The 24,379-nt window shown below is 63.1% G+C and carries 27 protein-coding genes; 13 read left to right on the plus strand and 14 right to left on the minus strand.

What is annotated here, in order from left to right:
* Positions 1 to 55: 55 nt before the first annotated feature.
* Positions 56 to 454, minus strand: coding sequence for a VOC family protein (locus NCG91_RS03715; RefSeq protein WP_099667886.1), 399 nt, complete (start codon positions 452 to 454; stop codon positions 56 to 58).
* A gap of 101 nt (positions 455 to 555) precedes the next feature.
* Positions 556 to 849: a DUF2798 domain-containing protein gene (locus NCG91_RS03720; RefSeq protein ID WP_251348621.1), complete on the minus strand. Its 294-nt coding sequence runs from the start codon at positions 847 to 849 to the stop codon at positions 556 to 558.
* Positions 850 to 946: 97 nt separating this feature from the next.
* Here NCG91_RS03720 and NCG91_RS03725 point away from each other — a divergent pair, with 97 nt between their 5' ends.
* The gene (locus NCG91_RS03725) at positions 947 to 1,852 is read left to right on the plus strand and encodes a LysR family transcriptional regulator (protein WP_251348622.1); all 906 of its coding nucleotides are present in this window, start codon (positions 947 to 949) and stop codon (positions 1,850 to 1,852) included.
* Here NCG91_RS03725 and NCG91_RS03730 read toward each other — a convergent pair.
* Entirely contained in the window at positions 1,849 to 2,598 is a 750-nt protein-coding gene (locus NCG91_RS03730) for a nucleotidyltransferase domain-containing protein (RefSeq protein ID WP_251348623.1), read from the minus strand. The two genes, NCG91_RS03725 and NCG91_RS03730, sit on opposite strands and share 4 nt — an antisense overlap.
* A 193-nt stretch (positions 2,599 to 2,791) precedes the next feature.
* Between NCG91_RS03730 and NCG91_RS03735 the strand changes: the two genes are divergently transcribed.
* On the plus strand, positions 2,792 to 2,992 hold the full coding sequence (locus NCG91_RS03735) for a hypothetical protein (RefSeq protein ID WP_077404762.1): 201 nt from the start codon (positions 2,792 to 2,794) through the stop codon (positions 2,990 to 2,992).
* Positions 2,993 to 3,089: 97 nt separating this feature from the next.
* Here NCG91_RS03735 and NCG91_RS03740 read toward each other — a convergent pair whose 3' ends face one another.
* Positions 3,090 to 4,790: an MFS transporter gene (locus NCG91_RS03740; RefSeq protein WP_099667890.1), complete on the minus strand. Its 1,701-nt coding sequence runs from the start codon at positions 4,788 to 4,790 to the stop codon at positions 3,090 to 3,092.
* A gap of 233 nt (positions 4,791 to 5,023) precedes the next feature.
* Between NCG91_RS03740 and NCG91_RS03745 the strand changes: the two genes are divergently transcribed.
* The 4 genes from NCG91_RS03745 (at position 5,024) to NCG91_RS03760 (ending at position 8,206) form a co-directional block, all read left to right on the plus strand.
* The gene (locus NCG91_RS03745; RefSeq protein WP_099667891.1) at positions 5,024 to 6,202 is read left to right on the plus strand and encodes an acetyl-CoA C-acyltransferase; all 1,179 of its coding nucleotides are present in this window, start codon (positions 5,024 to 5,026) and stop codon (positions 6,200 to 6,202) included.
* Between the two features lie 125 nt (positions 6,203 to 6,327).
* Positions 6,328 to 6,630: a Dabb family protein gene (locus NCG91_RS03750; RefSeq protein ID WP_251348624.1), complete on the plus strand. Its 303-nt coding sequence runs from the start codon at positions 6,328 to 6,330 to the stop codon at positions 6,628 to 6,630.
* An 85-nt stretch (positions 6,631 to 6,715) separates the two neighbouring features.
* Entirely contained in the window at positions 6,716 to 7,717 is a 1,002-nt protein-coding gene (locus tag NCG91_RS03755) for an NADP-dependent oxidoreductase (protein WP_251348625.1), read from the plus strand.
* A 60-nt stretch (positions 7,718 to 7,777) separates the two neighbouring features.
* Positions 7,778 to 8,206, plus strand: a complete 429-nt coding sequence (locus tag NCG91_RS03760) for a GNAT family N-acetyltransferase (protein ID WP_099667893.1) — start codon at positions 7,778 to 7,780, stop codon at positions 8,204 to 8,206.
* A gap of 59 nt (positions 8,207 to 8,265) precedes the next feature.
* Here NCG91_RS03760 and NCG91_RS03765 read toward each other — a convergent pair whose 3' ends face one another.
* The 9 genes from NCG91_RS03765 to ygfZ form a co-directional block, all read right to left on the minus strand.
* Positions 8,266 to 9,276, minus strand: coding sequence for an ABC transporter permease subunit (locus tag NCG91_RS03765; RefSeq protein ID WP_099667894.1), 1,011 nt, complete (start codon positions 9,274 to 9,276; stop codon positions 8,266 to 8,268).
* Positions 9,277 to 9,300: 24 nt separating this feature from the next.
* Complete coding sequence (locus NCG91_RS03770; protein ID WP_251348626.1) at positions 9,301 to 10,800, minus strand: sugar ABC transporter ATP-binding protein; 1,500 nt, start codon at positions 10,798 to 10,800, stop codon at positions 9,301 to 9,303.
* Between the two features lie 77 nt (positions 10,801 to 10,877).
* On the minus strand, positions 10,878 to 11,813 hold the full coding sequence (locus tag NCG91_RS03775; RefSeq protein WP_077404737.1) for an ABC transporter substrate-binding protein: 936 nt from the start codon (positions 11,811 to 11,813) through the stop codon (positions 10,878 to 10,880).
* Between the two features lie 64 nt (positions 11,814 to 11,877).
* Entirely contained in the window at positions 11,878 to 12,828 is a 951-nt protein-coding gene (tal, locus tag NCG91_RS03780) for a transaldolase (protein ID WP_251348627.1), read from the minus strand.
* Positions 12,829 to 12,830: 2 nt separating this feature from the next.
* Positions 12,831 to 14,315 carry a xylulokinase gene (xylB, locus tag NCG91_RS03785; protein WP_354004584.1) on the minus strand — a complete coding sequence of 495 codons (1,485 nt, stop codon included), beginning with the start codon at positions 14,313 to 14,315 and terminating at the stop codon, positions 12,831 to 12,833.
* A 32-nt stretch (positions 14,316 to 14,347) separates the two neighbouring features.
* A complete protein-coding gene (locus NCG91_RS03790; RefSeq protein WP_251348629.1) occupies positions 14,348 to 15,355 on the minus strand; it encodes a LacI family DNA-binding transcriptional regulator in 1,008 nt (335 codons plus the stop codon).
* A gap of 209 nt (positions 15,356 to 15,564) precedes the next feature.
* Positions 15,565 to 16,302, minus strand: coding sequence for an NRDE family protein (locus tag NCG91_RS03795; RefSeq protein ID WP_034784601.1), 738 nt, complete (start codon positions 16,300 to 16,302; stop codon positions 15,565 to 15,567).
* Positions 16,293 to 16,583 carry a DUF4936 family protein gene (locus NCG91_RS03800; protein ID WP_251348630.1) on the minus strand — a complete coding sequence of 97 codons (291 nt, stop codon included), beginning with the start codon at positions 16,581 to 16,583 and terminating at the stop codon, positions 16,293 to 16,295. The genes NCG91_RS03795 and NCG91_RS03800 overlap by 10 nt, the downstream gene beginning before the upstream one ends.
* A gap of 7 nt (positions 16,584 to 16,590) precedes the next feature.
* Positions 16,591 to 17,697 carry a CAF17-like 4Fe-4S cluster assembly/insertion protein YgfZ gene (ygfZ, locus tag NCG91_RS03805; RefSeq protein WP_435526466.1) on the minus strand — a complete coding sequence of 369 codons (1,107 nt, stop codon included), beginning with the start codon at positions 17,695 to 17,697 and terminating at the stop codon, positions 16,591 to 16,593.
* 185 nt (positions 17,698 to 17,882) lie between these two features.
* Between ygfZ and mltG the strand changes: the two genes are divergently transcribed.
* Genes mltG through NCG91_RS03820 form a run of 3 tightly spaced genes read left to right on the plus strand, consistent with a single transcriptional unit; the run spans position 17,883 to position 20,576 of the window.
* Entirely contained in the window at positions 17,883 to 18,869 is a 987-nt protein-coding gene (mltG, locus tag NCG91_RS03810; RefSeq protein ID WP_251348632.1) for an endolytic transglycosylase MltG, read from the plus strand.
* Positions 18,870 to 18,890: 21 nt separating this feature from the next.
* On the plus strand, positions 18,891 to 19,532 hold the full coding sequence (gene tmk / locus NCG91_RS03815; protein ID WP_251348633.1) for a dTMP kinase: 642 nt from the start codon (positions 18,891 to 18,893) through the stop codon (positions 19,530 to 19,532).
* Between the two features lie 15 nt (positions 19,533 to 19,547).
* Entirely contained in the window at positions 19,548 to 20,576 is a 1,029-nt protein-coding gene (locus tag NCG91_RS03820; protein WP_099667903.1) for a DNA polymerase III subunit delta', read from the plus strand.
* Between the two features lie 63 nt (positions 20,577 to 20,639).
* Here the strand turns inward: NCG91_RS03820 and NCG91_RS03825 are convergent, their stop codons facing one another.
* Positions 20,640 to 20,993: a hypothetical protein gene (locus NCG91_RS03825; RefSeq protein ID WP_251348634.1), complete on the minus strand. Its 354-nt coding sequence runs from the start codon at positions 20,991 to 20,993 to the stop codon at positions 20,640 to 20,642.
* 200 nt (positions 20,994 to 21,193) lie between these two features.
* Between NCG91_RS03825 and NCG91_RS03830 the strand changes: the two genes are divergently transcribed.
* The 4 genes from NCG91_RS03830 to NCG91_RS03845 all read left to right on the plus strand — a co-directional run bounded on the left by NCG91_RS03830 (position 21,194) and on the right by NCG91_RS03845 (position 24,307).
* Complete coding sequence (locus tag NCG91_RS03830) at positions 21,194 to 21,580, plus strand: VOC family protein (protein WP_251348635.1); 387 nt, start codon at positions 21,194 to 21,196, stop codon at positions 21,578 to 21,580.
* A gap of 86 nt (positions 21,581 to 21,666) precedes the next feature.
* On the plus strand, positions 21,667 to 22,446 hold the full coding sequence (locus NCG91_RS03835) for a TatD family hydrolase (RefSeq protein WP_251348636.1): 780 nt from the start codon (positions 21,667 to 21,669) through the stop codon (positions 22,444 to 22,446).
* Between the two features lie 16 nt (positions 22,447 to 22,462).
* Positions 22,463 to 23,113: an ankyrin repeat domain-containing protein gene (locus NCG91_RS03840; RefSeq protein ID WP_251348637.1), complete on the plus strand. Its 651-nt coding sequence runs from the start codon at positions 22,463 to 22,465 to the stop codon at positions 23,111 to 23,113.
* Between the two features lie 270 nt (positions 23,114 to 23,383).
* Complete coding sequence (locus NCG91_RS03845) at positions 23,384 to 24,307, plus strand: class I SAM-dependent methyltransferase (protein WP_099667907.1); 924 nt, start codon at positions 23,384 to 23,386, stop codon at positions 24,305 to 24,307.
* The last annotated feature ends 72 nt before the right edge of the window (positions 24,308 to 24,379 follow it).

Genomic DNA, 24,379 nt, shown 5'->3' on the forward strand with positions numbered 1-24,379 from the left:
ATAGGCAAATCGTCACGAAGTGGAAATGCCGAACAGAGGTGGATTTCCCGTCCTGTCAGCCGGCGTCGGCGCGGTGGCAGACGGCTTCGATGCGGTTGCCGTCCGGATCGAACAAAAAGGCCGCGTAATAGCTGGCGTGATAGTGGCGCAAGCCGGGCGCGCCCAGGTCGATGCCGCCCTGCGCCAGTCCCGCGTGCCAGAACGCTTCCACGGCCGCGCGCGAGGGGGCCTTGAAGCAGCAATGGCGGCGCGGCGCGTCGCCGGGCGCGGGGCCCAGGCGCACGGAAAAATAGCTGCGTTCGGGGTGTTCGGCATCGCTGCGCTCGCCATAGCCTATCCACGCATTGGCATGGTCGCTGCCCACCTTGGGCACGCCGAGCGCGGCGAAGATGGCGTCGTAGAAGCGCTCGGCGCGTTCCAGGTCGCTGACGGTGAGGGAAACGTGGTCGAGCATGGTCACTCCGCAGTAAGAACAAGGACGGCCATAGCATAGCCCGGATCAGGGCGGCCGTGGGCAGGAGTGACCGAGTGATACTGCCGGTGGCCGACTGCTGGTTAAGGTCGGCGGACGCACGCACATGGCCCATCGGCCGCGCAGGCGGGGCAGCCTGGTGCCGGGCGCGCCAGCCGGGTGACGATATTGCGGCTGATGACTTGCACGCGGGGCGCGAACAGCATCACGGCGCAGAAGGCCACGGGCCAGGCGGCGAAGAACGCGTGGCGCCAGCGGGGCAGGAAGTCCGCCTGCAGGCCGATATTGAGCCAGGTGACCCAGGCGCTCATCAGCAGGGTCATGACCAGCGACATCAGGAAGGCAAATACGCAACGCAAACGCAGGGCTTCGGACATGGGACACTTTCAAAATGGTAAGGAAAGGGCAGCGTAACAACTTGCAGCAATCTATACTAGAGCCATATTTTTAATTTCAAATTCCGAAAATGCAATCATGCTCGATGATTTAGCCCTGTTTGTTTCCATTGTCGAGGCGGGCAGCCTGCATGCGGCGGCCGTGAAGGAAGACTTGCCCGCCGCGACCGTCACGCGCCGGCTGCAAAAGCTGGAAAGCCAGCTCGGTTACCGCTTGCTCAACCGCAGCGCGCGCCGCTTGCAGCCGACGGCGGAAGGCTGGCAATACTACGAGCAGTGCCGTCCTTTGGTCCATGCCCTGCGGCAAGCCACGCAGCAGCTCGACGCCAGCCTGTCGGCCGTCTCGGGCAGCATCCGCGTGTTGGCGCCCGTCAACTTCGCCAGCGGCTTGCTGACGCCGGCCTGGGTCAGCTTCATGCAGAAGTATCCGGACATCCGCCTGGAGCTGGAACTGTCGAACCTGCTGCAAGACCTGGTGGGCAGCGGCGCCGACCTGGCCATCCGCGTGGGCTCGCTCGACGATTCCTCGCTGATGCAGCGCCGCCTGGGCAGCGCCGCGCTGGTGATGGTGGCCGCGCCCGGCTACCTGGCGCGCGCCGGCGTGCCGCGCGACTTGCAGGAACTGGAAAAGCACGAGCTGATCGTGGCCGAACCGCTGCGCACCTGGCGCTTGCGGCGGCCCGGCGACGGCGCCGAAATGGTGATCGAACCGCAGGCGCGCCTGCGCGTAAACGAGATGCGCCTGGCCGTGGAGATGGCCGACGCGGGCATCGGCATCCTGCTGTGTCCGCTTCTGCAATGCCGTGACGAAGTGGCCAGCGGCAGCCTGGTGCGCGTGCTGCCCGACTGGATGCCGCAGCCGCGCCACGTGTACGCCGTGTGGACGCAGCGGCGCTACCTGCCGGCCCGCGTGCGCGTGCTGCTCGAGCACCTGGCGGCGTTTGCGGCCGGCAATCCGCTGTTGAACGACGAGGCCGGCGTCTAGCCCGCCTGTTGCTGCACCAGCCACTGCGTGAATCGGCGCAGCGCCGGCGCAAAGCCGCTGGCCGGCGCGGCGCCGGGCCTGGCCTGGGCAAGAAAATAGGCTGCCTGCGCCTGCATGGCGGGATAGCGGTGCAGCAACAGCGCGGCATGCTCGTCCAGGCTGGCGGGCCAGCCGGGATCGCCATCCTGGCGCAGCAGGTTGCAGGAACGGATCAGCTTGCGCGATGCCTCGCGCTGCAGGCGGGCGATGGCGGCAGGGTCGCGCTCGTCATCGAGGCGCCGCGCATAATCTTCCAGCACGCGGGCAAAGTCGCCATTCACGGCCTGGGCGATGGCGCGCGAGGGTGCGAACGGCGCAAAGTGCGGCGCCAGGTCCTCGCCCCACAGGCAGCGGCACTGGTGCTTGAGCCAGTAGCCCCAGCTGTACAGGTGCTCCGGCGCCAGCACCTGGGCACGGTGGCCGATATCGAAATCGATTTTCAGTACTTCCCGGTGGCGTGCCTGCAGGGCCAGGCGCAGCGCTTCCAGCGTTTCCAGTTGCGGCGGCGTGGGCGGCTGGCGCAGCACCAGGGTCAGGTCGAGGTCGGATACGCCCGGTGTGGCGTCGCCGCGGGCGATGCTGCCGTACAGGTATATGCCGTCCAGCAAGTTGCCGGCGTGCGCAGCCAGGCTGGCGCAGACGTCTTGCAGCAAGGCGTCGAAATGGTGCTGCAGCGGGCCGCAGGGGGCGGGGGCGATGGTCGGCATGCCTGTGGACGAGTCTGGTAAGAGAAACTTCCACCATAGCATGCAGTGGCGCGCGCGCAGGTAATCCTTTCTAATAAGTAATACCGAGCGCTTGTACTTTTCGCCAGGATCGCGTTAAGATAAAGCTGGCCGCTTTTCCAGTGGGCAATCTGGTGTTTTTCGCGCAATCCCGTCCCTATCCATGAGAGTAGCAATGAAATATCTGATCATTCCCTTCTTGCTGGCCATTACTGGCTGTGAAGTACTGTATGACGCAAACCGGGACAAGATCGGCGAGTATTGCAACAGCCTCAATAATTTTGACGACCGCAACGCCTGTCGCAAGCGCAACCAGACCAGCTACCAGGAATACGTGCAGCAGCGCGACCAGCTGAAAAAGAAAAACGACAAGTAAGCCTGCCGCCATAGACGCCACATAAAAAAACGCCGCTGACCAGTCAGCGGCGTTTTGCTTTGCGGACCCCGGTCTTGCGGCCGGGGCTGGCATCCATTTAATCGTCGGCGTAGATATTGTTGTCCTTGGTTTCCTTGACGAACAGGGTGCCGATCACGACAGTCGCCAGGGCGACGACGATCGGATACCACAGGCCATAATAAATGTCGCCCTTGAAGGCCACCAGCGCGAAGGCCGTGGTCGGCAGCAAGCCGCCGAACCAGCCGTTACCGATATGGTAGGGCAGGGACATCGAGGTGTAACGTATACGCGTCGGGAACATTTCCACCAGCATGGCGGCGATCGGGCCATACACCATGGTCACGTACAGCACCAGGATGAAGAGCAGCAAGACGACCATCGGCTTGTTGATCTGGTCCGGATCGGCTTTCGCAGGGTAGCCCGCTTCCTTGATGCCGGCGCCCAGTTCTTTCTTCAGCGCCGCTTCGTGGGCCTTGCTGTCCGCATCGAAGTTCAGGCCGTCCGGCGTCATGACGGCGTTGAACGAGCTAAATTCCTTCGTACCGATGCGCACCTTGGCGATGCTGCCGGCCGGCGCGTCTTCCTTCGTGTAGTTCACCGAGCTGTTCGACAGGAAGCCCGTGGCGATGTCGCACGACGATGGGAACTTCTTGGTACCCGTCATGTTGAACTGGAAGTGGCAGGACGCCGGATCGGCGACGACCACCACTGGCGAGTTCTTCAGTGCCGCTTCCAGCTGCGGGTTGGCGAAGTGGGTCAGGCCGTTGAAGATCGGGAAGTAGGTGGCCGCGGCGATCAGGCAGCCGCCGAGGATGATGTACTTGCGGCCGATGCGGTCGGACAGGCTGCCGAAGAACAGGAAGAACGGCGTGGCCAGCAGCAGGGCGACGGCGACGAGCACGTTGGCCGTTGCCAGGTCCACCTTCAGGGTCTGGATCATGAAGAACAGGGCGTAGAACTGGCCCGTGTACCACACGACTGCCTGGCCGGCGGTCAGGCCGATCAGGGCCAGGATGACGATCTTCAGGTTTTTCCACTTGCCGAACGCTTCCGTCAGCGGGGCTTTCGAGGTCTTGCCCTCGGCCTTCATCTTGGCAAACGCCGGCGATTCATTCATGGCCAGGCGGATCCATACGGAAATACCCAGCAGGATGACGGAGACGAGGAAGGGAATGCGCCAGCCCCACGCTTCGAAATCCTTCTCGCCGGTCGCCAGGCGGGTGCCCAGGATGACCATCAGCGACAGGAAGAAGCCCAGGGTTGCCGTCGTCTGTATCCACGCCGTGAACGCGCCGCGCTTGCCTTCAGGCGCATGCTCGGCCACGTAGGTGGCTGCGCCGCCGTACTCGCCGCCCAGCGCCAGGCCTTGCAGGATGCGCAGGATGACGAGGATGATCGGTGCGGCGATGCCGATGGACGCATGGCCCGGCAGCAAGCCGACGATGAAGGTGGAGCCGCCCATGATCAGAATGGTGATCAGGAAAGTGTACTTGCGGCCGATCATGTCGCCCAGGCGGCCGAAGACCAGCGCGCCGAACGGACGCACGATGAAGCCGGCGGCAAAGGCCAGCAGCGCGAAGATGAAGGTGGTGGTGGGGTCGCCGATGAAGAATTGCTTGGCGATGATCGATGCCAGCGAACCGTACAGGTAAAAATCGTACCATTCAAAGACGGTGCCCAAGGAGGATGCAAAGATGACCTTGCGTTCCTCTGGCGTAATCGGCGTTCCTTTGGTGGAAATTTTCCGTACGTCGGCAGAGCCGGATGGTGATGCCATGGTTTGTCTCCCTATGTTTTATAGTGAACCATTGCCGCGGTCTTTTTGACCATTCTTGCAACAGCTGGAGGCGAGTGTGTTCTCCGAACCTTACGTCATGCTTGCTTGAAACTTACAGCAAGCTTACAAATTGCCATTCATTTCAACTTTGCGAACGACCGTACTTAAATGTGCTATTCTGATTCCGCAGATCTATCACCCGACCATATAACATTCCCACAAGGAGACACAGCATGAATGAAGCCGTCATCGTATCGACCGCCCGCACGGGCCTGGCCAAGTCCTGGAAGGGCGCGTTCAACATGACGCATGGCGCCACCCTGGGCGGCCATGTGCTGGCGGCCGCCGTCGAGCGCGCGCGCATCGAGGCGGAGGAAGTGGAAGATGTGCTGGTCGGCTGCGCCTTTCCCGAAGGCGCCACGGGCGGCAATATCGCGCGCCAGGTGGCCTTGCGCGGCGGCTGCCCCGTCACGACGGCCGGCATGACCGTCAACCGTTTCTGCTCGTCGGGCTTGCAGGCCATCGCCCTGGCGGCGCAGCGCATCATCGCCGGCGAAGGCGATATCTATGCGGCGGGCGGCGTGGAATCGATTTCCTGCGTGCAAAATGAAATGAATACGCATATGTACCGCGACGTCTGGCTGCAGCAGCACAAGCCGGAAGTGTATTGGCCCATGCTGCAGACGGCCGAAACCGTGGCCAAGCGCTACCAGATTTCGCGCGAGCGCCAGGATGCCTACGGCGCGCAAAGCCAGCAGCGCGCCGCCGCGGCCCTGGCTGCCGGCCTGTTCGATGCGGAAATCGTGCCGATGACCACCGTCATGGGCGTGGCCGACAAGGCCAGCGGCATGCTGGTGTCGCGCGAAGTGACGATCTCGGCAGACGAAGGCATCCGCGCGGACACGACGTATGACGGCGTGGCGAAGATCCGCCCGGCCATTCCGGGCGGCGTCATCAGCGCCGGCAACGCCAGCCAGTTTTCCGATGGCGCTTCGATGGCCATCGTGATGAATGCGAAAGTGGCCGAAGCGAAAGGGCTGCAGCCGCTGGGCATCTTCCGTGGCTTCGCCGTGGCCGGCTGCGAACCCGATGAAATGGGCATCGGCCCCGTGTTTGCCATCCCGAAACTGCTGAAAAAGGCGGGCTTGACTGTAGCCGACATCGGCTTGTGGGAACTCAATGAAGCGTTCGCCGTGCAAGTGCTGTACTGCGCCGACACCCTGGGCATCCCCATGGACCGCCTGAACGTGAACGGCGGCGCGATCGCCGTCGGCCACCCGTACGGCGTGTCGGGCGCCCGCCTGACGGGCCACGCCTTAATCGAAGGCAAGCGTCGCGGCGTCAAATACGTGGTGGTGACTATGTGCATAGGCGGCGGGCAGGGCGCGGCCGGGCTGTTCGAAGTGCTGTGATATAGGTAAACCTTGTCTGCGGGCGGCTTCCAGGGCCGCCCGTTTGCATTGCGCGCCCTGTTCCTGCAAGACGCGCCGATAGCGGTTACAGTAATGCTTCATTAATAAACAAGCAGCCTGCCGCCATGATCAAGCACATCGTTTTCTGGAAACTCAAAGACCACGCCGAAGGCGCCGACCGCGCCACCAATGCATTGAAATTGAAAGCCCTGCTCGATTCCTGCTCGGACCTGGTGCCGGGCATCTTGAAATTCGAGGCAGCCGTGGCCAAGCCTGGCCTGGAAGCGACCTACGACATCGTGCTGTACAGCGAGTTCGCCAGCCGCGAGGCGCTCGACGCTTACCAGAATCACCCCGAGCACGTGAAAATCAAGCCATTCTTTGGCGCCGTGCGGGAAGCGCGCCAATGTATGGATTATGAGATTTAGTCGTTACGCATCAGACACCCGGGGTCAGACCCGGCGGGTCTGACCCCAGCCTTCCGCTGATCCTATCTATTGATAAGGAGCATTCATGACCACCTACCAACGCATCGTCCTCGCCTCGCGCCCCGCCTCCAATGAGGAAGTACAGCCGGCACATTTTCGTCTGGAAACCAAAGAGATTCCCGCCATCCAGGATGGACAATTGCTGGTGCGCAACCAGTACCTGTCGCTCGACCCCTATATGCGCGGACGCATGAGCGCCAATAAAAGCTATGCGGCGCCGCAGGCGCTCGATGAAACCATGATAGGCGGCACGGTGGGCATGGTGCTGGAATCGAAGCATCCGAAGTTTGCCGTGGGCGACACCGTCGTGGGCACCCTGGGCTGGACGGAAGTGGCCGTATCGGACGGCACCATGCTGCGCAAGGTCGATACGACGCACATTCCCGCTTCCGCCTACCTGGGTTCCGTCGGCATGCCGGGCATGACGGCGTGGTATGGCTTGAACCAGATCATGGCGCCGAAAGCGGGTGAAACGGTGGTCGTGTCGGCCGCCAGCGGCGCCGTGGGCAGCGTCGTGGGTCAGTTGGCGAAATTGAAAGGTTGTCGCGTGGTCGGTATCGCCGGCGGCGCCGACAAGTGCGCGTATGTGGTGAATGAGCTGGGTTTCGACGCCTGCGTCGATTACAAGGCGGGCAATCTGGAGGCCGACCTGGCGGCGGCCACGCCGGACGGTATCGACGCCATCTTTGAAAACGTGGGCGGCGCCATCTTCGATGCGGCCCTGGCGCGCACCAACGCGTTTGGCCGGATCGCCGTGTGCGGCTGGATCGCCGGCTACAACGGCGAACCGACGCCGCTCGACAATGCGCGCCTGATCCTCACCAACCGCCTCACCGTACGGGGCTTCATCGTTTCCGAGCAGCCGGAATTCTGGCCGCAAGGCTTGAGTGAACTGGGCACGCTGGTGGCGACGGGCAAGCTGAAATTCCGTGAATCCGTGGCCGACGGCCTGGCCAGCGCGCCCGAAGCGTTCATCGGCCTGTTGAAAGGCCGTAACTTCGGCAAGCAGCTGGTCAAGCTCAGCTGATCTCTCTGTGGAAAGGCAGGTCGTGCGACAATTGCGGCCTGTCTTTTACTACTCTCTACCATGACCAAGCACACCATCCGCCTCGGCGACTGGGCCACCCTGGGCCCTGACGCCACCGCCATCCGTTTTGAAGTTTTCGTCGATGAACAGAAAGTGCCGGCCGAGATCGAACTCGACGACATGGACGCCGTCTGCCTGCACGCCGTGGCCTACGACGATGCCGGCAATGCCATCGGCACGGGCCGGCTATTGCCTGACGGCCACATCGGCCGCATGGCCGTGCGCCAGCCGGGCCGCGGCACGGGCGTGGGCGGCGCCATTTTGACCTTGCTGATGGACAAAGCCCGCGAACGGGGCGACAAGGCGGTGGTGCTGAACGCGCAAACCGTAGCCGCGCCATTCTATGCGCGCCACGGTTTCGTGCAGCAGGGGGAACAATTTGAAGAGGCGGGGATTGCGCATGTGGAAATGCGCCTGCAGTTTGCCTGATTAATCAAGCAGGCGTGGTTCGCACGGCGTCCGAGAATACGGACGCCGTGCGGCTACGCTTAATTTTGCGCGTGGCTCTGGCGCCATTTGTCGAGAATCACGGCCAGCACGATCACGACGCCCTTGGCTACATACTGCCAGAACGACGACAGTCCCAAAATCGTCAAGCCATTGTTCATCACGCCGATGATCAGGGCGCCGATGACGGTGCCCCAGACGGAACCGACGCCGCCCATCAGGCTGGTGCCGCCCAGCACGACGGCCGCGATGGCGTCGAGTTCATAACCCGTGCCCCAGTTGCCGTTGGCCGCATACAGGCGGCTGGCCGACATGGCGCCGCCCAGGCCCGCGAACAGACCGCTGATCGTGTAGACAAACATCAAGACGAGACCGACTTTGATCCCCGTCAAACGAGCCGCCTGGATATTGCCGCCGACGGCGTAGATATGCAGGCCCAGGGTGGTCTTGCGCAAGATGAACCACGTCAGCACGACGACGGCCGCCGCCAGCCAGATCAGCCAGGGCACGGCCAGGAAGCTGCCGTTGCCCATCCATTCGAAGCTTGGGATTTCCGTGTTCAGCACGCTGGTGCCATCCGCCAGCAGGTAAGCGGCGCCGCGCAGGGCCGTCATGGTGCCGAGGGTCACGACGAAGGGGTTCAGGCCGACGAGGGCCACCAGCACGCCGTTCAGCGCGCCCAGCAGCAGGCCGACGATGAGGAAGGCGGGAATCGAAAAGCCGGCGAACTGGGCCGACAGCGACATCAGCATGCCTGCCACGGCCGAGACGGCCAGCACGGAGCCGACGGACAGGTCGATGCCGCTGGTCAAAATGACGAAAGTCATGCCGGACGCCAGCACGATGTTGATCGACACCTGGCGGAAGATGTTCATGGTGTTGTTGCTGGTCATGAACGTGGACGTGCCGTCGGCCGAGAAATACACGGTCAAGCCATACATGGCCAGGTACAGCACCACCAGCACGGGCAGCATGCCCAGGCGGCGCATCAGGTTCGAGGCATTGAAGGGTTCGCCGGCGCGCGCGGCGCCGCGGGTGGTAGTCGTTGTCATGTTGAATCTCCTGAATGATTATTTTTATGCCGCTTCCAGCTGGGTGGCATAGGCGAGGATGTTTTCCTGCGTAATGTCGTCGCCCGTCACTTCGCCCGTCAGGCGTCCTTCGCACATCACCATCACGCGGTCGCAGATGCCGACCAGCTCGGCCAGCTCGCTGGAAATGCACAGCACGGCCGTACCCGCATCGGCCAGCTGGTGGATGATCTTGTAGATTTCGCTCTTCGCGCCCACATCCACGCCCCGCGTCGGTTCGTCGAGGATCAGCACTTTCGGCGCGATGGCCAGCCAGCGCGCCAGCAAGACTTTCTGCTGGTTGCCGCCAGACAATCCGCCGACGATGCCGTCCGGCCCCGACACCTTGACGTTGAGGTTGCTGATCGCTTCGCGCGTGAGCTGCGTCAGGGCGCCACGGTTGACGACGCCCGCCGTCGCATGCTTGGACAGGATATTCATCGACATGTTTTCCATGGCCGACAATTGCATGAACAGGCCCAGGCTCTTGCGGTCCTCGGGCAGGTAGCCGATGCCGTGGCGGATGGCCGCCAGCGGGCGCTGGATATGCACTTCCTGGCCGTCGAGCCACACTTGCCCCGATTGTTTCTTGTCCGCACCAAAGATCAGGCGCGCCAGTTCCGTGCGGCCCGCGCCGACGAGGCCGGCCAGGCCCGTGACTTCGCCCGCATGCAGGCTGAACGAGGCGGGCTTGACCTTGCCGCCGCCCACGTTTTCCACGCGCAAGCGCTCGGCGCCCCGCGTGGTGCGCCGCTGGTGCGAATAAAAGTCGTCGGCGGGGCGGCCCACCATCATTTGCACGACTTTCTTTTGATCCAGCTCATCCTTGCCCAGCTCGCCCACATAGGCGCCGTCGCGCAGCACCGTGATGCGGCGCGCCAGGCGTTCCACCTCGGCCATGCGGTGGCTGATGTACAGCACGGCGAGGCCCTTGTCGCGCTGTTCTTCGATGATGCGGAACAATTGTTCTGTTTCCCGGTCGGACAGGGCGGCAGTGGGCTCGTCCATGATCAGGATGCGGCTTTCGTGCACGAGGGCGCGGGCAATTTCCACCTGCTGCTGCTCGGCGATCGACAGGGTGGACACCATGGTGTCGGCGTCGAAGCGGGAACCGAGGTCGGCCAGGATGGCGTTCGTGCGCGCGCGCATTTCGCCGCCCTTGACGGTCCAGAACGGTCCTTGCGGCTCGCTGCCCATGAAGACGTTCTGCGCCACCGTCATGTTCTTGGCCACGCTCAATTCCTGGTAGATCAGGTTGATGCCCAGCGCGCGGGCCTCGCCCGGGTTGCGGATGCGGATCGGCTTGCCGTCGAGAATGATTTCGCCCGCGTCCGGTGTGTATACGCCCGACAGAATCTTCATCAGGGTACTCTTGCCGGCGCCGTTTTCGCCCATCACGGCATGGATTTCGCCGCTGCGCACCGTCAGGTGCACGCCGCGCAGCGCGCGCGTGGCGCCAAAGCGCTTCTCGATGCCGCGCATTTCAAAAATAATATCGTTGCTCATGACTGTCCTTCCTTGCTGGTGAAACTGGCGCCGCCTGGTAACTGGCCGGCGGCGCCGCGTGGTTCAGGTCAGGCAGATCAGTTCTTTACCCAGCCCGTGTAGGTGGCGACGTTTTCCTTGGTGATGGCCGGGGTCGGCAACAGCACCATGGTCTGTTTCGGCGTGCGGCCGTTCATGATGTCGTAGCCCATCTGCACGGCGTCCGTGGCCATGCGGTACGGGTTTTGCGCCGAGGTGGCGGCAAACAGGCCGGCCTTGTTTTTCAGGGCGTTCTGGCCATCGGGCGCGCCATCGACGGCCGTGATCAGTTTCACGTCCGTGCGCTTCGATTGCTTGATCGCCAGTTCCGCGCCGATGCCCGTCGGGTCGTTGATGGCGAACACGCCGTCGATCTTCGGATGGGCCGTCAGCAGGTTCGACATCACGGTCATGCCGCCGTCGCGGCTGCCGCCCGCGTTCTGGTTGTCGGACAGGATCTTGATATCCTTGAACGCGGCCAGGGTTTTCTTGCAGCCATTCACGCGGTCGATCACGGACGTGACCGGCGGGCCGTTCAGGATCACCACATTGCCCTTGCCGCCGATCTGCTTGGCCAGGTAGGCGCACGACACGTCGCCCGCCATGGTGTTGTCGGACATCACGGTGGCCGAAGCGCCCACGGCGCCCACGTCGACAGCGATCACGACCACGCCCGCATTGCGCGCTTTCTTGATGGCTGGCGCGATGCCCTTGGAATCGACGGCGTTCAGGATGATGATGTCGGTCTTGTTGGCGATGAAGTTCTCGATCTGGTCCACCTGGGTGTTCAGGTCATACTTGCTGGAAACAGTCGTGACTTTCACGCCGGGGCCGCCCAGTTTTTTCGCGCTTTCTTCCGCGCCGCGGCCGATGGCGACAAAAAACGGGTTGGCCAGGTCGCCCACGCTCACGCCGATGGATTTCAGCGGTTTGTCGGCGGCGAAGGCGCCGCAGGCGGCGGACAGCAGCAGGGAGGCGGTAATGACTTTTTTCATGAGGATCTCCAAGGGTTTTTATTGTAAAAAACAAACGGTGCTACGGTAAAAACTGGGTAAAAACTTAGCGAGTGCGCAATTTCTCGATCATGGCGTCCAGCTTGCCCGCATCGACGGCGAAGCCGCGGATGCCTTCGGCCAGCTTTTCGGTCGCCATCGCGTCGTCGTTCAAGGCGTAGCGGAAGGCCGCTTCGTCGTAGCTGACGGCCGGCTGCGGCGCGCCCAGGTCGCCGCCCAGCGCGCGCTCGAATGGCGCATCCGCCGCTTCGAGCTTGGCCAGCAAGTCCGGGCTGATGGTCAGCAAGTCGCAACCGGACAGGGCCGTGATCTGGCCCACGTTGCGGAAGCTGGCGCCCATCACCTGGGTGGCGATGCCATGTTGCTTGTAGTAATTGAAGATGCGCGTGACCGATTGCACGCCCGGATCGTTGGACAGGCTGCGCGCCGCTTCGTCCCATGCCGCACCCTGCGACTTCTTGTGCCAGTCGTAGATGCGGCCCACGAACGGCGAAATCAGGCGCACGTTCGCATCGGCGCAGGCGACGGCCTGGCAAAACGCGAACAGCAGGGTCAGGTTGCAAAAGATACCGTCTTTTTCCAGCTCGCGCGCGGCCTGGATGCCTTCCCAGGTGGCGGCGACCTTGATCAGCACGCGTTCGCGGGCCACGCCGGCTTGCTCGTACAGGGCGATCAGGCGGCGTCCGCGGGCGACGGTGGCGTCGCGGTCAAAGCTCAAACGGGCATCGACTTCCGTCGAGACGCGGCCCGGCACGACCTTCAGGATTTCCAGGCCGAAGCGCACCAGCACCTGGTCGACGATATCGTCGAGCGAGGCGCCTGGATGGGCGGCGACCGTGCTTTCCAGCAAGGGCGCGTAATCGGGCTGCAGCACGGCCTTCAAGATCAGCGACGGGTTGGTGGTCGCGTCTTGCGGCGCGAAGCGCGCCAGTTGCAGGAAGTCGCCCGTGTCGGCGACGACGGTACTGTGTTGCTTCAATTGTTGCAGCTGATTCATTACTATTCCTTATCACTGAGTTGGTGCAAGGCTTGCACGGCGGGAAACAGGCTACGGTAGCGGCCGTAGCGGATGCTCAAGGCTGCGCTGTGCGCGGCATCGGGCAGGAAAGTGTTTTTGATGGGCAAGCCGGTGGACAGCAGCTGGCGCTGGCCGATGGCGGCAAAGCCCAGCTTGGCCGCGCCCAGGCTGGCCGACAGTTCGCTGTTGTGCAGGGTGCGCATTTCGCGTCCCAGCACATTGGCCAGCAATTGCGCCCAGTACTGGCTGCGCGCGCCGCCGCCCACCAGCATGCAGTGGGGAACGACGGCGCCCGTCGACGTGACGGCCGCCATGGCGTCGCGCAAGGCGAAGGCCACGCCTTCGAGCACGGCGTAACCGAGCTGCGCCGGCGTGCTGTCGTGGCCCAGTTGCAAAAAGGCGCCGCGCACTTGCGGGTCGTTATGCGGCGTGCGCTCGCCCGACAGATAGGGCAGGAACAGGGGCGCGGACGGGGCGACGGGGGCGTCGAGCGGCAAACCCGCTTCCACCAGCGCCAGCAGGGCTGCTTCGTCCGGCTGGCCCAGCACGCCGGTGGCCCAGCGCAAACAGCTGGCGCCGGACAAGATCGCGCCCATCGCATACCAGCGGCCGGGCAAGGCGTGGCAAAAGCTGTGCACGCCGCCGGCCGGATTGCCCAGGGGGGCTTCGGTCACGGACACGATGGCGGCGCTGGTGCCCAGCGAGATAAAACTGTCGCCGCCGTTGACGGCGCCGATGCCCACGGCCGAGACGGGATTGTCGCCGCCGCCGCCCGCCACCACCACATCCGCCGGCAAGCCCAGCTGGTCGGCGATGGACGCCAGCACGGTACCGGTGGCGGCGTCGCCTTCGGCCAGCGCCGGCATCTGCTCCGGCGTCAAGCCGCAGGCGGCCAGCATGGGCGCGAACCAGGCGCGTCGGGCCTCGTCCAGCCACAGGGTGCCGGCCGCGTCGGACATGTCCGTGAGTTTGATTCCGGTCAAGCGCAGGCGCAGATAGTCCTTTGGCGACAGCAGGCAGGCGATGGCGGCGAAGGCGGCCGGCTCGTGCGTTTGCAGCCACAGCAGTTTCGGCGCCGTCAGGCCCGCCATGGGCAGGCTGCCCGTCACGTCCGCATACGCGGGATAGTCGCGCGCCAGGGTAGCGGCCTCGGCTTCGGCGCGCGCATCGTTCCACAGGATGGCGGGACGGATGACTTCATCGTTGGCGTCGAGCAGCACGGCGCCGTGCATCTGGCCCGACAGGCCGATGCAGGCGATCTGTGCATAGTCCTGCGGCCAACCGGCGCGCAGCTGGGCCAGCGCCTGAACGCAGGCGGCCCACCAGTCTTGCGGCGCTTGTTCGGACCAGCCTGCTTGCGGGCGGCTGGTGTCGATGCGCACGGACGCCTGGCCGCGCACGCTGCCTGCGCTGTCCATCAGCACGGTTTTCAGTTCGGAGGTACCGAGGTCGATACCGAGGGAAATTGCTGGATGCATGGTGTGTCTATATGTAAAGGTCAGGGGCAGCCGCAGGAGTTGCGTACGCGCAAGGTTGGCGACAGGCGCTGCACGTGCTGCGCGCGGCCCGGATTGGCGATGCGGTCGATCAACAGGTCGACGGCCATGGCGCCCAGCTCTTCGAGCGGCTGCGCCATCACGGTCAGGCGGGGGCTGAAATAATCGGCCCAGTCGAAATCATCGAAGCCGGCCAGCGCGACGTCTTGAGGTACCGCAATGTGCGCGTCGCGCAAGGCATGCATGGTGCCGATGGTCATCAGGTTATTGCCGGCGACGATGGCCGTGGGACGCTGTGCGGCGGGCAGGGCCAGCAATTCGCGCGTGGCCGCGCCGCTGCGCTCCAGGTTGGAGTCGCCCGAGCGCAGCAGCTCGGGATCAAAGGCGATATCGGCGTGCTGCAAGGCCAGGCGGTAGCCGTCGATGCGCTCGTCCGTCGTGGACAGGCCCGGTGCGCCCGCGATGAAGCCGATGCGGCGGTGGCCGTGGACGGTGATCAGGTGGCTGACCAGCTCGGCCGTGGCGTGCGTGTTTTCCACGCCCACCTGGTCGAAGGGCTGGGGCGACATGCGGTCGACCAGCACGGAAGCGATCTTGTTGCTATTTAAATAGTCGAGGGCGCGGTTGTGCGGATCGCCGGACGGCGCCAGCACGATGCCGTCGACGCGGCGCTGGTGCAAGTTTTGCACCACTTTCAACTCCTGTTCGGGGTCGTCATGCGTATCGGAAAACAGCATCATCAAGCCGTGGCGCGTGCAAGCCGCCTCGATGGCGCGCACGGTCTCGCTGAAGTAATGATTGGTGAAGGCGGAAATGGCCACGCCGATGGTGCCCGACGAGGAGCCGGCCAGCGCGCGCGCCAGCATGTTCGGCACATAGCCGATCTGCTGCATGGCCGCGTTGACGGCGGCGACGGTTTTCGGGCTGACCTTGCGGGTGCCGTTGACTACGTGAGAGACGGTCGACAGCGATACGTCCGCCGCCCGCGCTACATCTTCCATGGTGGCCATGGTGTCTCCTGAGGTTTTTTTTATTATTGTGTACTGCGATTGGGTACGGCTGTGTCGCCGCGATTGAAGCTATCGTAAACAAAAGAAAGCGCTTGCGCAAGCGCTTTCTTTTTTTGCGCGAACGATATTTTGCCAAGGCAAGCAAGCCGCGCGGGAGGGAATGGATGAGGGAAGCGGGGCGGAGCCGGACGGTGCCGGCCCCGCAGCAATTACTGAATCACCAGCTCGTGCAATTCGCCGGGAGAGTCCGGGAACAGTTTCACGACGGTGGACGTGCGCGTGCCGTAGCCCGGCGTTTCGATGCAGACGGCGGACAGCACGCGCTCGAGGTCGAGCGGCACGCCCGTGTCCGGCAAGCGGAAGTCGGGCGCGCGCGTGGTGTCGGCCAGCATGTCGAAGTACGCTTCGTCGGGCGCGCCCTGGCACAGCAGGCTGGCGAACTGGGCCTTGGTTTTCAGCACTTTCGGCCACGGCGCGTCGAGCAGGGCGTTCGACAGGCCGTAGATGCCCGGTTCCAAGGGCTGGCCATTGCGCGCATCGCCGTCGCCCCGGTTGGAAAACCAGATCAGGGTATCCGCATCGCCCAGCACCAGGTTGAAACCGTTGTAGGCTGTGCAGCCGGGACGGATCTGTGCGATGTAATCCTGTGGCGACATATTGCCAGCCAGATAGTCTGCCACCAGGGCGCCGCGCGAGGGGGCGTCCGGGTTGCGGTCTTGCGGGCTGCGGATATTCGTGATGGCGGCAAAGCGCGAGCTGCCGCTGCCGGCCTGGGTGATGCCCATCCAACTGCCGCCCGCCTGCAAGTCGCGGCCCGCATACACTTGCGGGTGCTCGGGCCAGGCGCCGGCGGGGGCGCTGGCGCGTTCATAGAATTCGTCGCGGTTGGCGGCGGCAATCAGCGGGATGTGCGGATTGACTTTCCAGGCAAAAACGATCAGGCACATGGGGGCAAATCCATGAACACTTCCGTATGCCGCGCGCCAGCCGTCAGGGACAGCAAGCCCGCTTCCTCGGCCACGCTGGCCAGCAGTTCCGTAAAGCCTTCGCCGACGACGGGGTAGATTTCCATCCACGTCTGCAAGCCGTCCTTGGCTTCCGGACGGCGCTTCAGCTGCGGCGCCACGCCGGAAGCGGCCGCCAGCTTGCCTTGCAGGGCGCGGATCCGCGCTTCCAGCGCCTGGGCGTGCTCTTCTTTTACCTGATAGTAAACGTACAGATCTTTCATGGCATTCTCACAAGTCGAGTGCGTCGAGCACGTAAGGCATGGACAGGAACTGCACGGCGGCGCCCTGGGCCGAGCCGTAGCGCACGGCGCCGGCGGCGCTTGAACCTTCTTCGATCGCCCCCAGCTTCATTTCGACGAGGGCGTCGATGCCGCCGTCGCCGTTGGGCGCCGCGTTGACGACCATGCCGCAAGGCTGCTCGGGGTCGCTGACGGCAAACAGTTCGCCACCGGCGGCGACGCTTGCGTCAGCGATGCTGACGAGGGTGGTGCGGCGCTTGAGCTTGCCCAGATACTGGCTGCGCGCGACGATTTCCTGGCCCGGGTAGCAGCCTTTCTTGAAATTGACGCCGCCCAGCAGCTCGAAATTGACCATTTGCGGCACGAATTGCTCTTGCGTGGCGGCCGTGATCTGCGGGATGCCCGCGTGGATGTCCGACAAATGCCAGGCGTCATTGCCGCCCTTGGCCAGCTGTGTCGTCAATGGCGTCCACGCGTCGCGCGCCGTGGCGGCCGACGTCAGCCATTCATAGCGGGGGTTGCCGAAAGCGTCGGCCACGCGCAGCAGGGTGCCGGACGCGTGTTCGACCTTGCTGAACGGCGTGGCGGGCAGGACGGGGAACCAGGCGGACAGGGCCGCGTTGGCGTGCTTGCCGCCCAGGCCCAGGACGACCTGGTTCGCTTCGTCGCCGGATGCATCGTGCAGCTTGGCCTTGGCGCGCAGCACGAACATCTGCAAGCGCTTCTGGATGGCTGGCTGTATGGCGCGCGGCAATTGCAGATAAATGGTGGTGGCGTTGCGCCACATCAGGAAACTGGCCAGCATCCGGCCTTTCGGCGTGCAGTAGCCGGCCAGGCGCACTTGCTCTGGGCTCAGGTGTTCCACGTCGTTGGTCAGCTGGCCGTGCAGGAAACTGGCTGCCTCGTCGCCGTTCAATCCGATCAAGCCCTGGTCCGTGATGGCCGCGACAAAACCTTCTTGCAGTTGGGACACTGTCAGGGAGTTGCCAAAATCGGCGATGGCGGCGGCGGCGATGGGGGCGGTGCTGTCAGGCGCGCCATCGGTGGCAACGGGACGGGCGCCTTGTGCGGTTAAAAATTGATTCCAGTTATTCATAATTTCCATTAGATCAGCGATTAAGCATTATCATTACGGGTTCATTATAGTGATGTCGCGCAGATTGCGTCGGCAGCGGCAAGATTGCCAGTGTTGGCGCCGCTTTGCGCGCACTTGCTTCACAAATGAACGATCATAACAAGCGGACGTTGGCCATCAGCGCCCGCATCACAAGAATCGGAACAATGGCTTTCTTTAAAAAACTTGTAGTCAGCTCGGTCATCGCCGCCATCGGCGTCGGTGGTACTTTTGTGTACTGGGCGCAGCAGCCCATCACCACGGACGGCGAAGCGATTCCGTTTACGATCAGCCCGGGCAGCGGCGCGCATGCGGCCGGCCAGCAGATCGCGGACGCGGGCGTTCCCATCGTGCCCATCCTGTTCAACATGCTGGCGCGCATCGAAGGCAAGACGTCGAAGATCAAGGCCGGTTCCTACGAGCTGAAACCGGGCACGACGCCGCAGCGTTTGATTACGCAACTGGCGCGCGGCGAGTTCGCGCAAGAGTCGCTGACCATCATCGAAGGCTGGACCTTCAGGCAGATGCGCATGGCGATGGCCAGCCATCCGGGCCTCAAGCACGATACCGTGGGTTTGTCCGACAAGGAACTGATGGCGAAGATCAGCCCGGAATACGTGCTGCCGGAAGGCCTGTTCTTCCCGGACACGTATCTGTTCGCCAAGGGCGCCAGCGAAATGCAGATTTTCAGGCAGGCGCACGCGGCCATGATCGGCCGCCTGTCCGAAGCGTGGGACAAGCGCGATCCGGCCTTGCCGTATAAAAACCCGTACGAGGCGCTGATCATGGCCTCCATCGTGGAAAAGGAAACGGGACAAAAGTCCGAGCGCGCCATGATCGCCGGCGTGTTCGTCAACCGCCTGAAAACAGGCATGCTGCTGCAGACGGACCCGACCGTAATCTATGGCATGGGCGACAACTACCAGGGCAAGATCCGCAAACGCGACCTGGAAGCGGACACCCCGTACAATACCTATACGCGCGGCGGCTTGCCGCCCACGCCGATCGCCCTGGCTGGCGCGCAATCGCTGACGGCGGCGCTGGCGCCGGCTCGCACGCAGGCGCTGTATTTCGTCGCACGCGGCGACGGCACCAGCCAGTTCTCGGCCAACTTGCCCGACCATAACCGCGCCGTGAATCAATACCAGCGTTAATTATTTCAAACTAGAAGCTTCATGACACCACACTATCAACCCCGTTTCATCACCTTCGAAGGCATCGATGGCGCGGGCAAGTCGACGCATATCGGCTTTGTCACCGACTACCTGCAGCAGCGGGGCGTGACCCTCGTCTCGTCGCGCGAACCGGGCGGCACCAGCCTGGGCGAAAAGCTGCGCGAACTGCTGCTGCATGAAAAGATGCACCTGGAAACGGAAGCCTTGCTGATGTTCGCCAGCCGCCGCGAACACATCGCGCAAGTCATCGCCCCCGCGCTGGAGCGCGGCGAATGGGTCATTTCCGACCGCTTCAGCGATGCCAGCTTTGCCTACCAGGGCGGCGGGCGTGGCATGGATTTGCGCAAGATGGAGCAACTGGAAGCGTGGGTGCACCCGCACCTGCAGCCGGACCTGACGTTCCTGTTCGACGTTCCGCTGGCCGTCGCCCGCGCCCGCCTAGACGCCACGCGTGCGCTGGACAAGTTCGAGCAGGAGCAGGCCGACTTCTTCGCCGCCACGCGCAACGAATATTTGCGCCGCGCGGCCCAGTTCCCGCAGCGTTTCCGCATCATCGATTCCACGCAAAGCATTGCCGATATTCAAGTACAACTGGCGCAACTGCTTGACGTGTTACTTGAGAAAAGCATCGCAACGTGTTGATTTGCAAAGAATAAAATGACGACTTCTCTCTATCCGTGGCAACAGGACGCCTGGCAGCAATTGCAAGCCTTGCGCCCACGCATGCCGCACGCCATCCTGTTCCATGGCGCGCAGGGCATCGGCAAGGCCGACTTCATCGAGCATTTCGCGCAGGCATTGCTGTGCGAAGACGTGCGCGCCGACGGCCATGCCTGCGGCGCCTGCGCCTCGTGCGGCTGGTTTAGCCAGGGCAACCATCCCGATTACCGCCGGGTCCGTCCGGAAGCGCTGGAAGACGACGTGGCGGACGATGGCGAAGAGGGCGAAGGCGCGAAGAAAAGCGCCAAGACCAAGACGCCGTCGAAAGACATCAAGATCGAGCAAATCCGCAACCTGGCCGACTTCATGAACATTTCCACGCACCGCCAAGGCTTGCGCGTGGTGGTGCTGTACCCGGCCGAGGCGCTGAACACGCCCGCCTCGAACGCCTTGCTGAAAACGCTGGAAGAGCCGCCGCCGGGCACCCTGTTCTTGCTGGCATCGAACAGCCTGGACCGCCTGCTGCCGACGATATTGTCGCGCTGCAGGAAATTTGCCTTGCCGATGCCCAGCCATGAGCAAGCCTTGACGTGGCTCAAGCAACAAGGCTTGAATGATGCGGACAGCTGGCTGCGCGAGCAGGGCGGCGCGCCGCTGGCCGCGCTGGCCCAGTCCGAATCGGGTGGCCGCGAAGAGACGGAACAATTGTTGCAAGTCTTGGCTAACCCTGGCGTGGAAGCGGCCCTGAAGGCGGCGGATAAATTGCAGAAGTCTCCGCTGGCGCCGCTCGTGGCATCGCTCCAGCGCTGGCTGTACGACGTGTTTTCAGTCAAGCTGTCCGGCACCATCCGCTACTACCCGCGCCACCGGCGCGAGCTGGAAGCGTTGGCGGGACGCATCAACGTGAGCCGTTTGATGGCCGCCATCAAGGCCGCCAACGAACGCCGGGCGATTGCCGAGCATCCGCTGTCGCCCAAGCTGTTCCTGGAAGATATGTTGCTCGACTACGCATCCAGTTGCCAATAAAATCAAGCACTTGCGCTGCCAAGTTAATCCGGATTGTGCGATTTTTTGTCCGTTTGGAATGACTTAGCCGCAGGTGCGCGTGCAACTGCGGTATTGCACTTCGCACGCTTGCTGGCGCTCGGCGCGCCGGGCGCGGAAGGCTTCGGCCTCCGTCGGGAGCAACTGCTGCGACTGGGCGCCGGCTTCTTTGCCAGCGGCAACGTAGGGATTGCTGCTCGGCTTCATCAACAGCATGGGGCTGCTATCGTTTTCCGTGGCGCCTTGCGCTTGTGCGCGGCAATCCTGGCGCGCCGAGGCGCAGACGGGCTGGCACAGTCCGGCATCGGGGATGGCCTTCGGCGCATCGCGCTTGTCTTGCGCATGCGCTGTCAGGGCCAGGCTGGCCAACAGTATCAAAGGGCCGGCAACTTTCAGCATGAACAATCTCCACGGTTCCGCGCGCAACCCCATGGTTGCACTCCGGCAAGCCACTATACATCTTGATAATATTTCTGCCTAGCCATGCAAGTCAAGGCTGGCCACTTCCCCAGGCCAGGTCCGTTTGCCATGCCGGGAACGCGGTGTTACAGTCAGTCATCTTTGCAAACCACGCGGCAGCGCCGCACCGGAGGCGTCAAATGAAACGAGTCACTGGCATCGGCGGCATCTTTTTCCACGCGCAAGACCCGGCCGCGCTGCGCGCCTGGTACCAGCGCCACCTGGGCCTGGACGTGCAGCCTTGGGGCGGTGCCGCCTTCACCTGGACGGACGCCGATGGCAAACCCAGTGCCGGCACCACCATCTGGTCCGTCGCGGCCAAGGACAGCGAGCAATTCGCGCCCGGCAAGGCCTCCTTCATGATCAACTACCGCGTCGACGACCTCGACGCGCTGCTGCAAGCCCTGCGCGACGAAGGCTGCAACGTGCTGGAAAAGGCGCCCGATTCCGAGTATGGCCAGTTCGGCTGGGTCATCGATCCCGAGGGCAACAAGGTGGAGCTGTGGCAGCCGCCGCAGGGGCAGTAGGCGAACCACGCGGGAGCAGTCGGCGGCAGTAGGAATTTGCACCTTCCCCCTGCCAGTTTTCCCGTGCTCCGGTACAATCCCGCCTTATGTATATCGATTCCCATTGCCATATCAATTTCCCCGAGCTGGCTGCTCGCATGCCCGAGATCCTGGCCAAGATGGCCGAGAACAAGGTGACGCACGCGCTGTGCGTGTCCGTCGACTTGCCGGACTTTCCACAGGTGCTGGCCCTGGCCGAGCAGTATCCGCATATCTTTGCTTCCGTCGGCGTGCATCCCGATTACGAGGACACGCCTGAACCGTCCGTGGAAGACCTGGTCCTTTTGTCCGACCATCCGAAGATCATCGCCATCGGCGAGACGGGTCTCGACTATTTCCGTTTGACGGGCGACCTGGAGTGGCAGCGCGAGCGTTTCCGCACTCACATCAAAGCTTCAAGAATCACGCGCAAGCCCTTGATTATTCACACAAGAGCGGCCAGTGTAGACACCATACGCATCATGCGCGAAGAGGGTGCCGGCGTGTCCGACGGCGGCGTGGCCGGCGTCATGCATTGCTTTACGGAATCCCTGGAAGTGGCGCGCGCGGCCATCGACATGGGCTTCTATATTTCCTTTTCCGGCATCGTCACGTTCAAGAGCGCCAAGGATTTGCAGGCCGTGGCCCTGGAAGTGCCGCTTGAGCGCATCCTCATCGAGACGGATTCGCCGTATCTGGCGCCCGTGCCGTTCCGCGGCCGCATGAACGAACCCGGCTATGTGGCCCACGTGGCGGAATACCTGTCGACCTTGAAAGGCATCCCCCTGGACCAGGTGGCACGTCAGACGACGGATAATTTCTTCAAATTATTCAATCAGTTGCCATAACTTCTTAAGGTCAGACATGATGAAAAAACTCGCGTTGGCGATGCTGCTGTGCTGCGCGGCGGCCAGCCACGCGGCGCCGGAACCGGACGCTTTCTTCCGCGCCGTCTCCGTCAATAATGTCAGCGGCGTGCGCAGCATGCTGCTTGACGGCATGAATCCGAACCAGCCTGACGCGCAGCGGGGCGACATTCCCCTCGTGCTGGCCCTGCGCGACGATGCGGACCGGGTGTTCCAGGTATTGCTCGACGCGCCCGGCATCGACATCGAAGCCCGTTCGGCCAACGGCAACACGGCGCTGATGATGGCAGCCTACAAGCACAAGCTGGAAGCCGTGAACGCCTTGCTGGCCAAGGGCGCCAAGGTCAACCAGAGCGGCTGGACGGCGCTGCACTATGCGGCCTCGGCTGGCGACTTGCCCATCATGAAGATATTGCTCGACCGCGACGCCATGGTCGATGCGCGCGCCCCCGCGAATATCACGCCGCTGATGTTTGCCGCCCGCGAAGGCCAGGAGGGCGCCGTCAAGCTGCTGCTGTCCTGGGGCGCGGACGCCAGCCTGAAAAGCGACCATGGCTGGACGGCCGTGCAGTTCGCCCAGGCGGGCGACAAGCCCGGCGTGGTCGCCATCATCGAAGCGGCACAAAAGGCGCGCGCAAGACGTAAATAAGTACCTGCAAGTAATGTTTTAATTTCAATACTTTCCATGCCAGCGCTGAAACTGGCATGGAATTGCCTCTCACCTCAGCCCTTTGTTCTCCCTGCCGATTAACGATAATGATTGTGTCGCATTAATCAGGAGATACCTCGCATGGGTCATCAGATCACCGTCAGGCGCCGGCTGTATTGTCGCCGCCCCTCGCGCAGCCCGTGCGATATCACTGCTTTCTGGAATGACAAAACCGATCGGCCATCGGAGCCAGACTCCAAGAGGACAGACATGCTGAATGAACGAGAAATCGAGAGTTGTTACCTGGGGCAATTTATCCCCGTCCATTACCACCACAATATGTTGATGGACCAGAACCGCATGCACGGGTTCAAGTCGGCGATCGATTACGCGGTAAAACCCGGCATGAAGGTGCTGGAACTGGGCGGCGGCACGGGCGTGCTGTCGTGGTTTGCGGCCGCGCGCGCCGACAAGGTGTGGTGCGTGGAATTCAATCCGGACATGGTCAAGGAAGCGCGCAAGATGCTGGCGCTCAACCCCAACGGTGAAAAAGTCGAGGTCGTCCACGCGGACGCCTTCGAATACCTGCCGCCGGAACCCGTCGATGTGGTTATCTGCGAAATGATCCATGTCGGCATGCTGCGCGAAAAACAGGTGGAAGTGATCGAATCGTTCAAGCGCCGCTACCTGGCCCGCTTCGGCGGCCCGTTGCCCATCTTCCTGCCCGAGGCCGTCATCATGGCCGTGCAGCCGATGCAGCAGGAATACGATTTCGAGGGGTTTTATGCGCCCATCGTGCAATTCCAGGAAACCACGGCCATTCACCCTGGCGTGCAGGAACTGGCGCCGCCTTCCGTCTACAGCATCATCGACTTCAGCCAGCCGACGGACAGCGTGTTCGGCTTCGACGGCAAGTTTGTCGTCGAGCGCAGCGGCACCCTGAACGCCTTGCGTTTCGTCACCAAGAACATCCTAGCCGTCGTGCCCGAGCGTTCGACCACCATCGACTGGCTGAACCACTACATGTGCTTGCCGCTGGCCACGCCGGTCGCCGTGAAGGCGGGCGACGTGCTGCAGGTGACTTTCCAGTACCGCGCGGGCGGCTCGATTCCCTCGCTGGAAGCGTCGATTCGCGCGCAGGTGATCTATGACGTCAACTTGCAGCCGGTGACGCAGAGTGCCGTGTATGCGTAAGCATCATTAATGTAAAGGCAACGCCGCAGCGATTTCATCCTGCGGCGTTTGTCCATTCAGGGTATATTTCGT

The sequence above is a fragment of the Janthinobacterium kumbetense genome (genome assembly GCF_023703445.1).
Taxonomy (GTDB): domain Bacteria; phylum Pseudomonadota; class Gammaproteobacteria; order Burkholderiales; family Burkholderiaceae_D; genus Janthinobacterium; species Janthinobacterium kumbetense.

Bases quoted from the DNA above. Each gene is read 5' to 3' on its own strand.
- NCG91_RS03765 (WP_099667894.1), bottom strand. From the start codon at position 9,276: ATGACAACGACTACCACCCGCGGCGCCGCGCGCGCCGGCGAACCCTTC.
- NCG91_RS03750 (WP_251348624.1), top strand. From the start codon at position 6,328: ATGATCAAGCACATCGTTTTCTGGAAACTCAAAGACCACGCCGAAGGC.
- NCG91_RS03775 (WP_077404737.1), bottom strand. From the start codon at position 11,813: ATGAAAAAAGTCATTACCGCCTCCCTGCTGCTGTCCGCCGCCTGCGGC.
- tmk (WP_251348633.1), top strand. From the start codon at position 18,891: ATGACACCACACTATCAACCCCGTTTCATCACCTTCGAAGGCATCGAT.
- NCG91_RS03740 (WP_099667890.1), bottom strand. From the start codon at position 4,790: ATGGCATCACCATCCGGCTCTGCCGACGTACGGAAAATTTCCACCAAA.
- NCG91_RS03795 (WP_034784601.1), bottom strand. From the start codon at position 16,302: ATGTGCCTGATCGTTTTTGCCTGGAAAGTCAATCCGCACATCCCGCTG.
- NCG91_RS03715 (WP_099667886.1), bottom strand. From the start codon at position 454: ATGCTCGACCACGTTTCCCTCACCGTCAGCGACCTGGAACGCGCCGAG.
- NCG91_RS03755 (WP_251348625.1), top strand. From the start codon at position 6,716: ATGACCACCTACCAACGCATCGTCCTCGCCTCGCGCCCCGCCTCCAAT.
- NCG91_RS03790 (WP_251348629.1), bottom strand. From the start codon at position 15,355: ATGGCCACCATGGAAGATGTAGCGCGGGCGGCGGACGTATCGCTGTCG.
- NCG91_RS03835 (WP_251348636.1), top strand. From the start codon at position 21,667: ATGTATATCGATTCCCATTGCCATATCAATTTCCCCGAGCTGGCTGCT.
- NCG91_RS03720 (WP_251348621.1), bottom strand. From the start codon at position 849: ATGTCCGAAGCCCTGCGTTTGCGTTGCGTATTTGCCTTCCTGATGTCG.
- NCG91_RS03840 (WP_251348637.1), top strand. From the start codon at position 22,463: ATGATGAAAAAACTCGCGTTGGCGATGCTGCTGTGCTGCGCGGCGGCC.
- NCG91_RS03825 (WP_251348634.1), bottom strand. From the start codon at position 20,993: ATGCTGAAAGTTGCCGGCCCTTTGATACTGTTGGCCAGCCTGGCCCTG.
- mltG (WP_251348632.1), top strand. From the start codon at position 17,883: ATGGCTTTCTTTAAAAAACTTGTAGTCAGCTCGGTCATCGCCGCCATC.
- NCG91_RS03735 (WP_077404762.1), top strand. From the start codon at position 2,792: ATGAAATATCTGATCATTCCCTTCTTGCTGGCCATTACTGGCTGTGAA.
- NCG91_RS03830 (WP_251348635.1), top strand. From the start codon at position 21,194: ATGAAACGAGTCACTGGCATCGGCGGCATCTTTTTCCACGCGCAAGAC.
- NCG91_RS03760 (WP_099667893.1), top strand. From the start codon at position 7,778: ATGACCAAGCACACCATCCGCCTCGGCGACTGGGCCACCCTGGGCCCT.
- NCG91_RS03745 (WP_099667891.1), top strand. From the start codon at position 5,024: ATGAATGAAGCCGTCATCGTATCGACCGCCCGCACGGGCCTGGCCAAG.
- NCG91_RS03800 (WP_251348630.1), bottom strand. From the start codon at position 16,583: ATGAAAGATCTGTACGTTTACTATCAGGTAAAAGAAGAGCACGCCCAG.
- NCG91_RS03730 (WP_251348623.1), bottom strand. From the start codon at position 2,598: ATGCCGACCATCGCCCCCGCCCCCTGCGGCCCGCTGCAGCACCATTTC.
- NCG91_RS03820 (WP_099667903.1), top strand. From the start codon at position 19,548: ATGACGACTTCTCTCTATCCGTGGCAACAGGACGCCTGGCAGCAATTG.
- tal (WP_251348627.1), bottom strand. From the start codon at position 12,828: ATGAATCAGCTGCAACAATTGAAGCAACACAGTACCGTCGTCGCCGAC.
- NCG91_RS03725 (WP_251348622.1), top strand. From the start codon at position 947: ATGCTCGATGATTTAGCCCTGTTTGTTTCCATTGTCGAGGCGGGCAGC.
- NCG91_RS03845 (WP_099667907.1), top strand. From the start codon at position 23,384: ATGCTGAATGAACGAGAAATCGAGAGTTGTTACCTGGGGCAATTTATC.
- ygfZ (WP_435526466.1), bottom strand. From the start codon at position 17,697: ATGAATAACTGGAATCAATTTTTAACCGCACAAGGCGCCCGTCCCGTT.
- NCG91_RS03770 (WP_251348626.1), bottom strand. From the start codon at position 10,800: ATGAGCAACGATATTATTTTTGAAATGCGCGGCATCGAGAAGCGCTTT.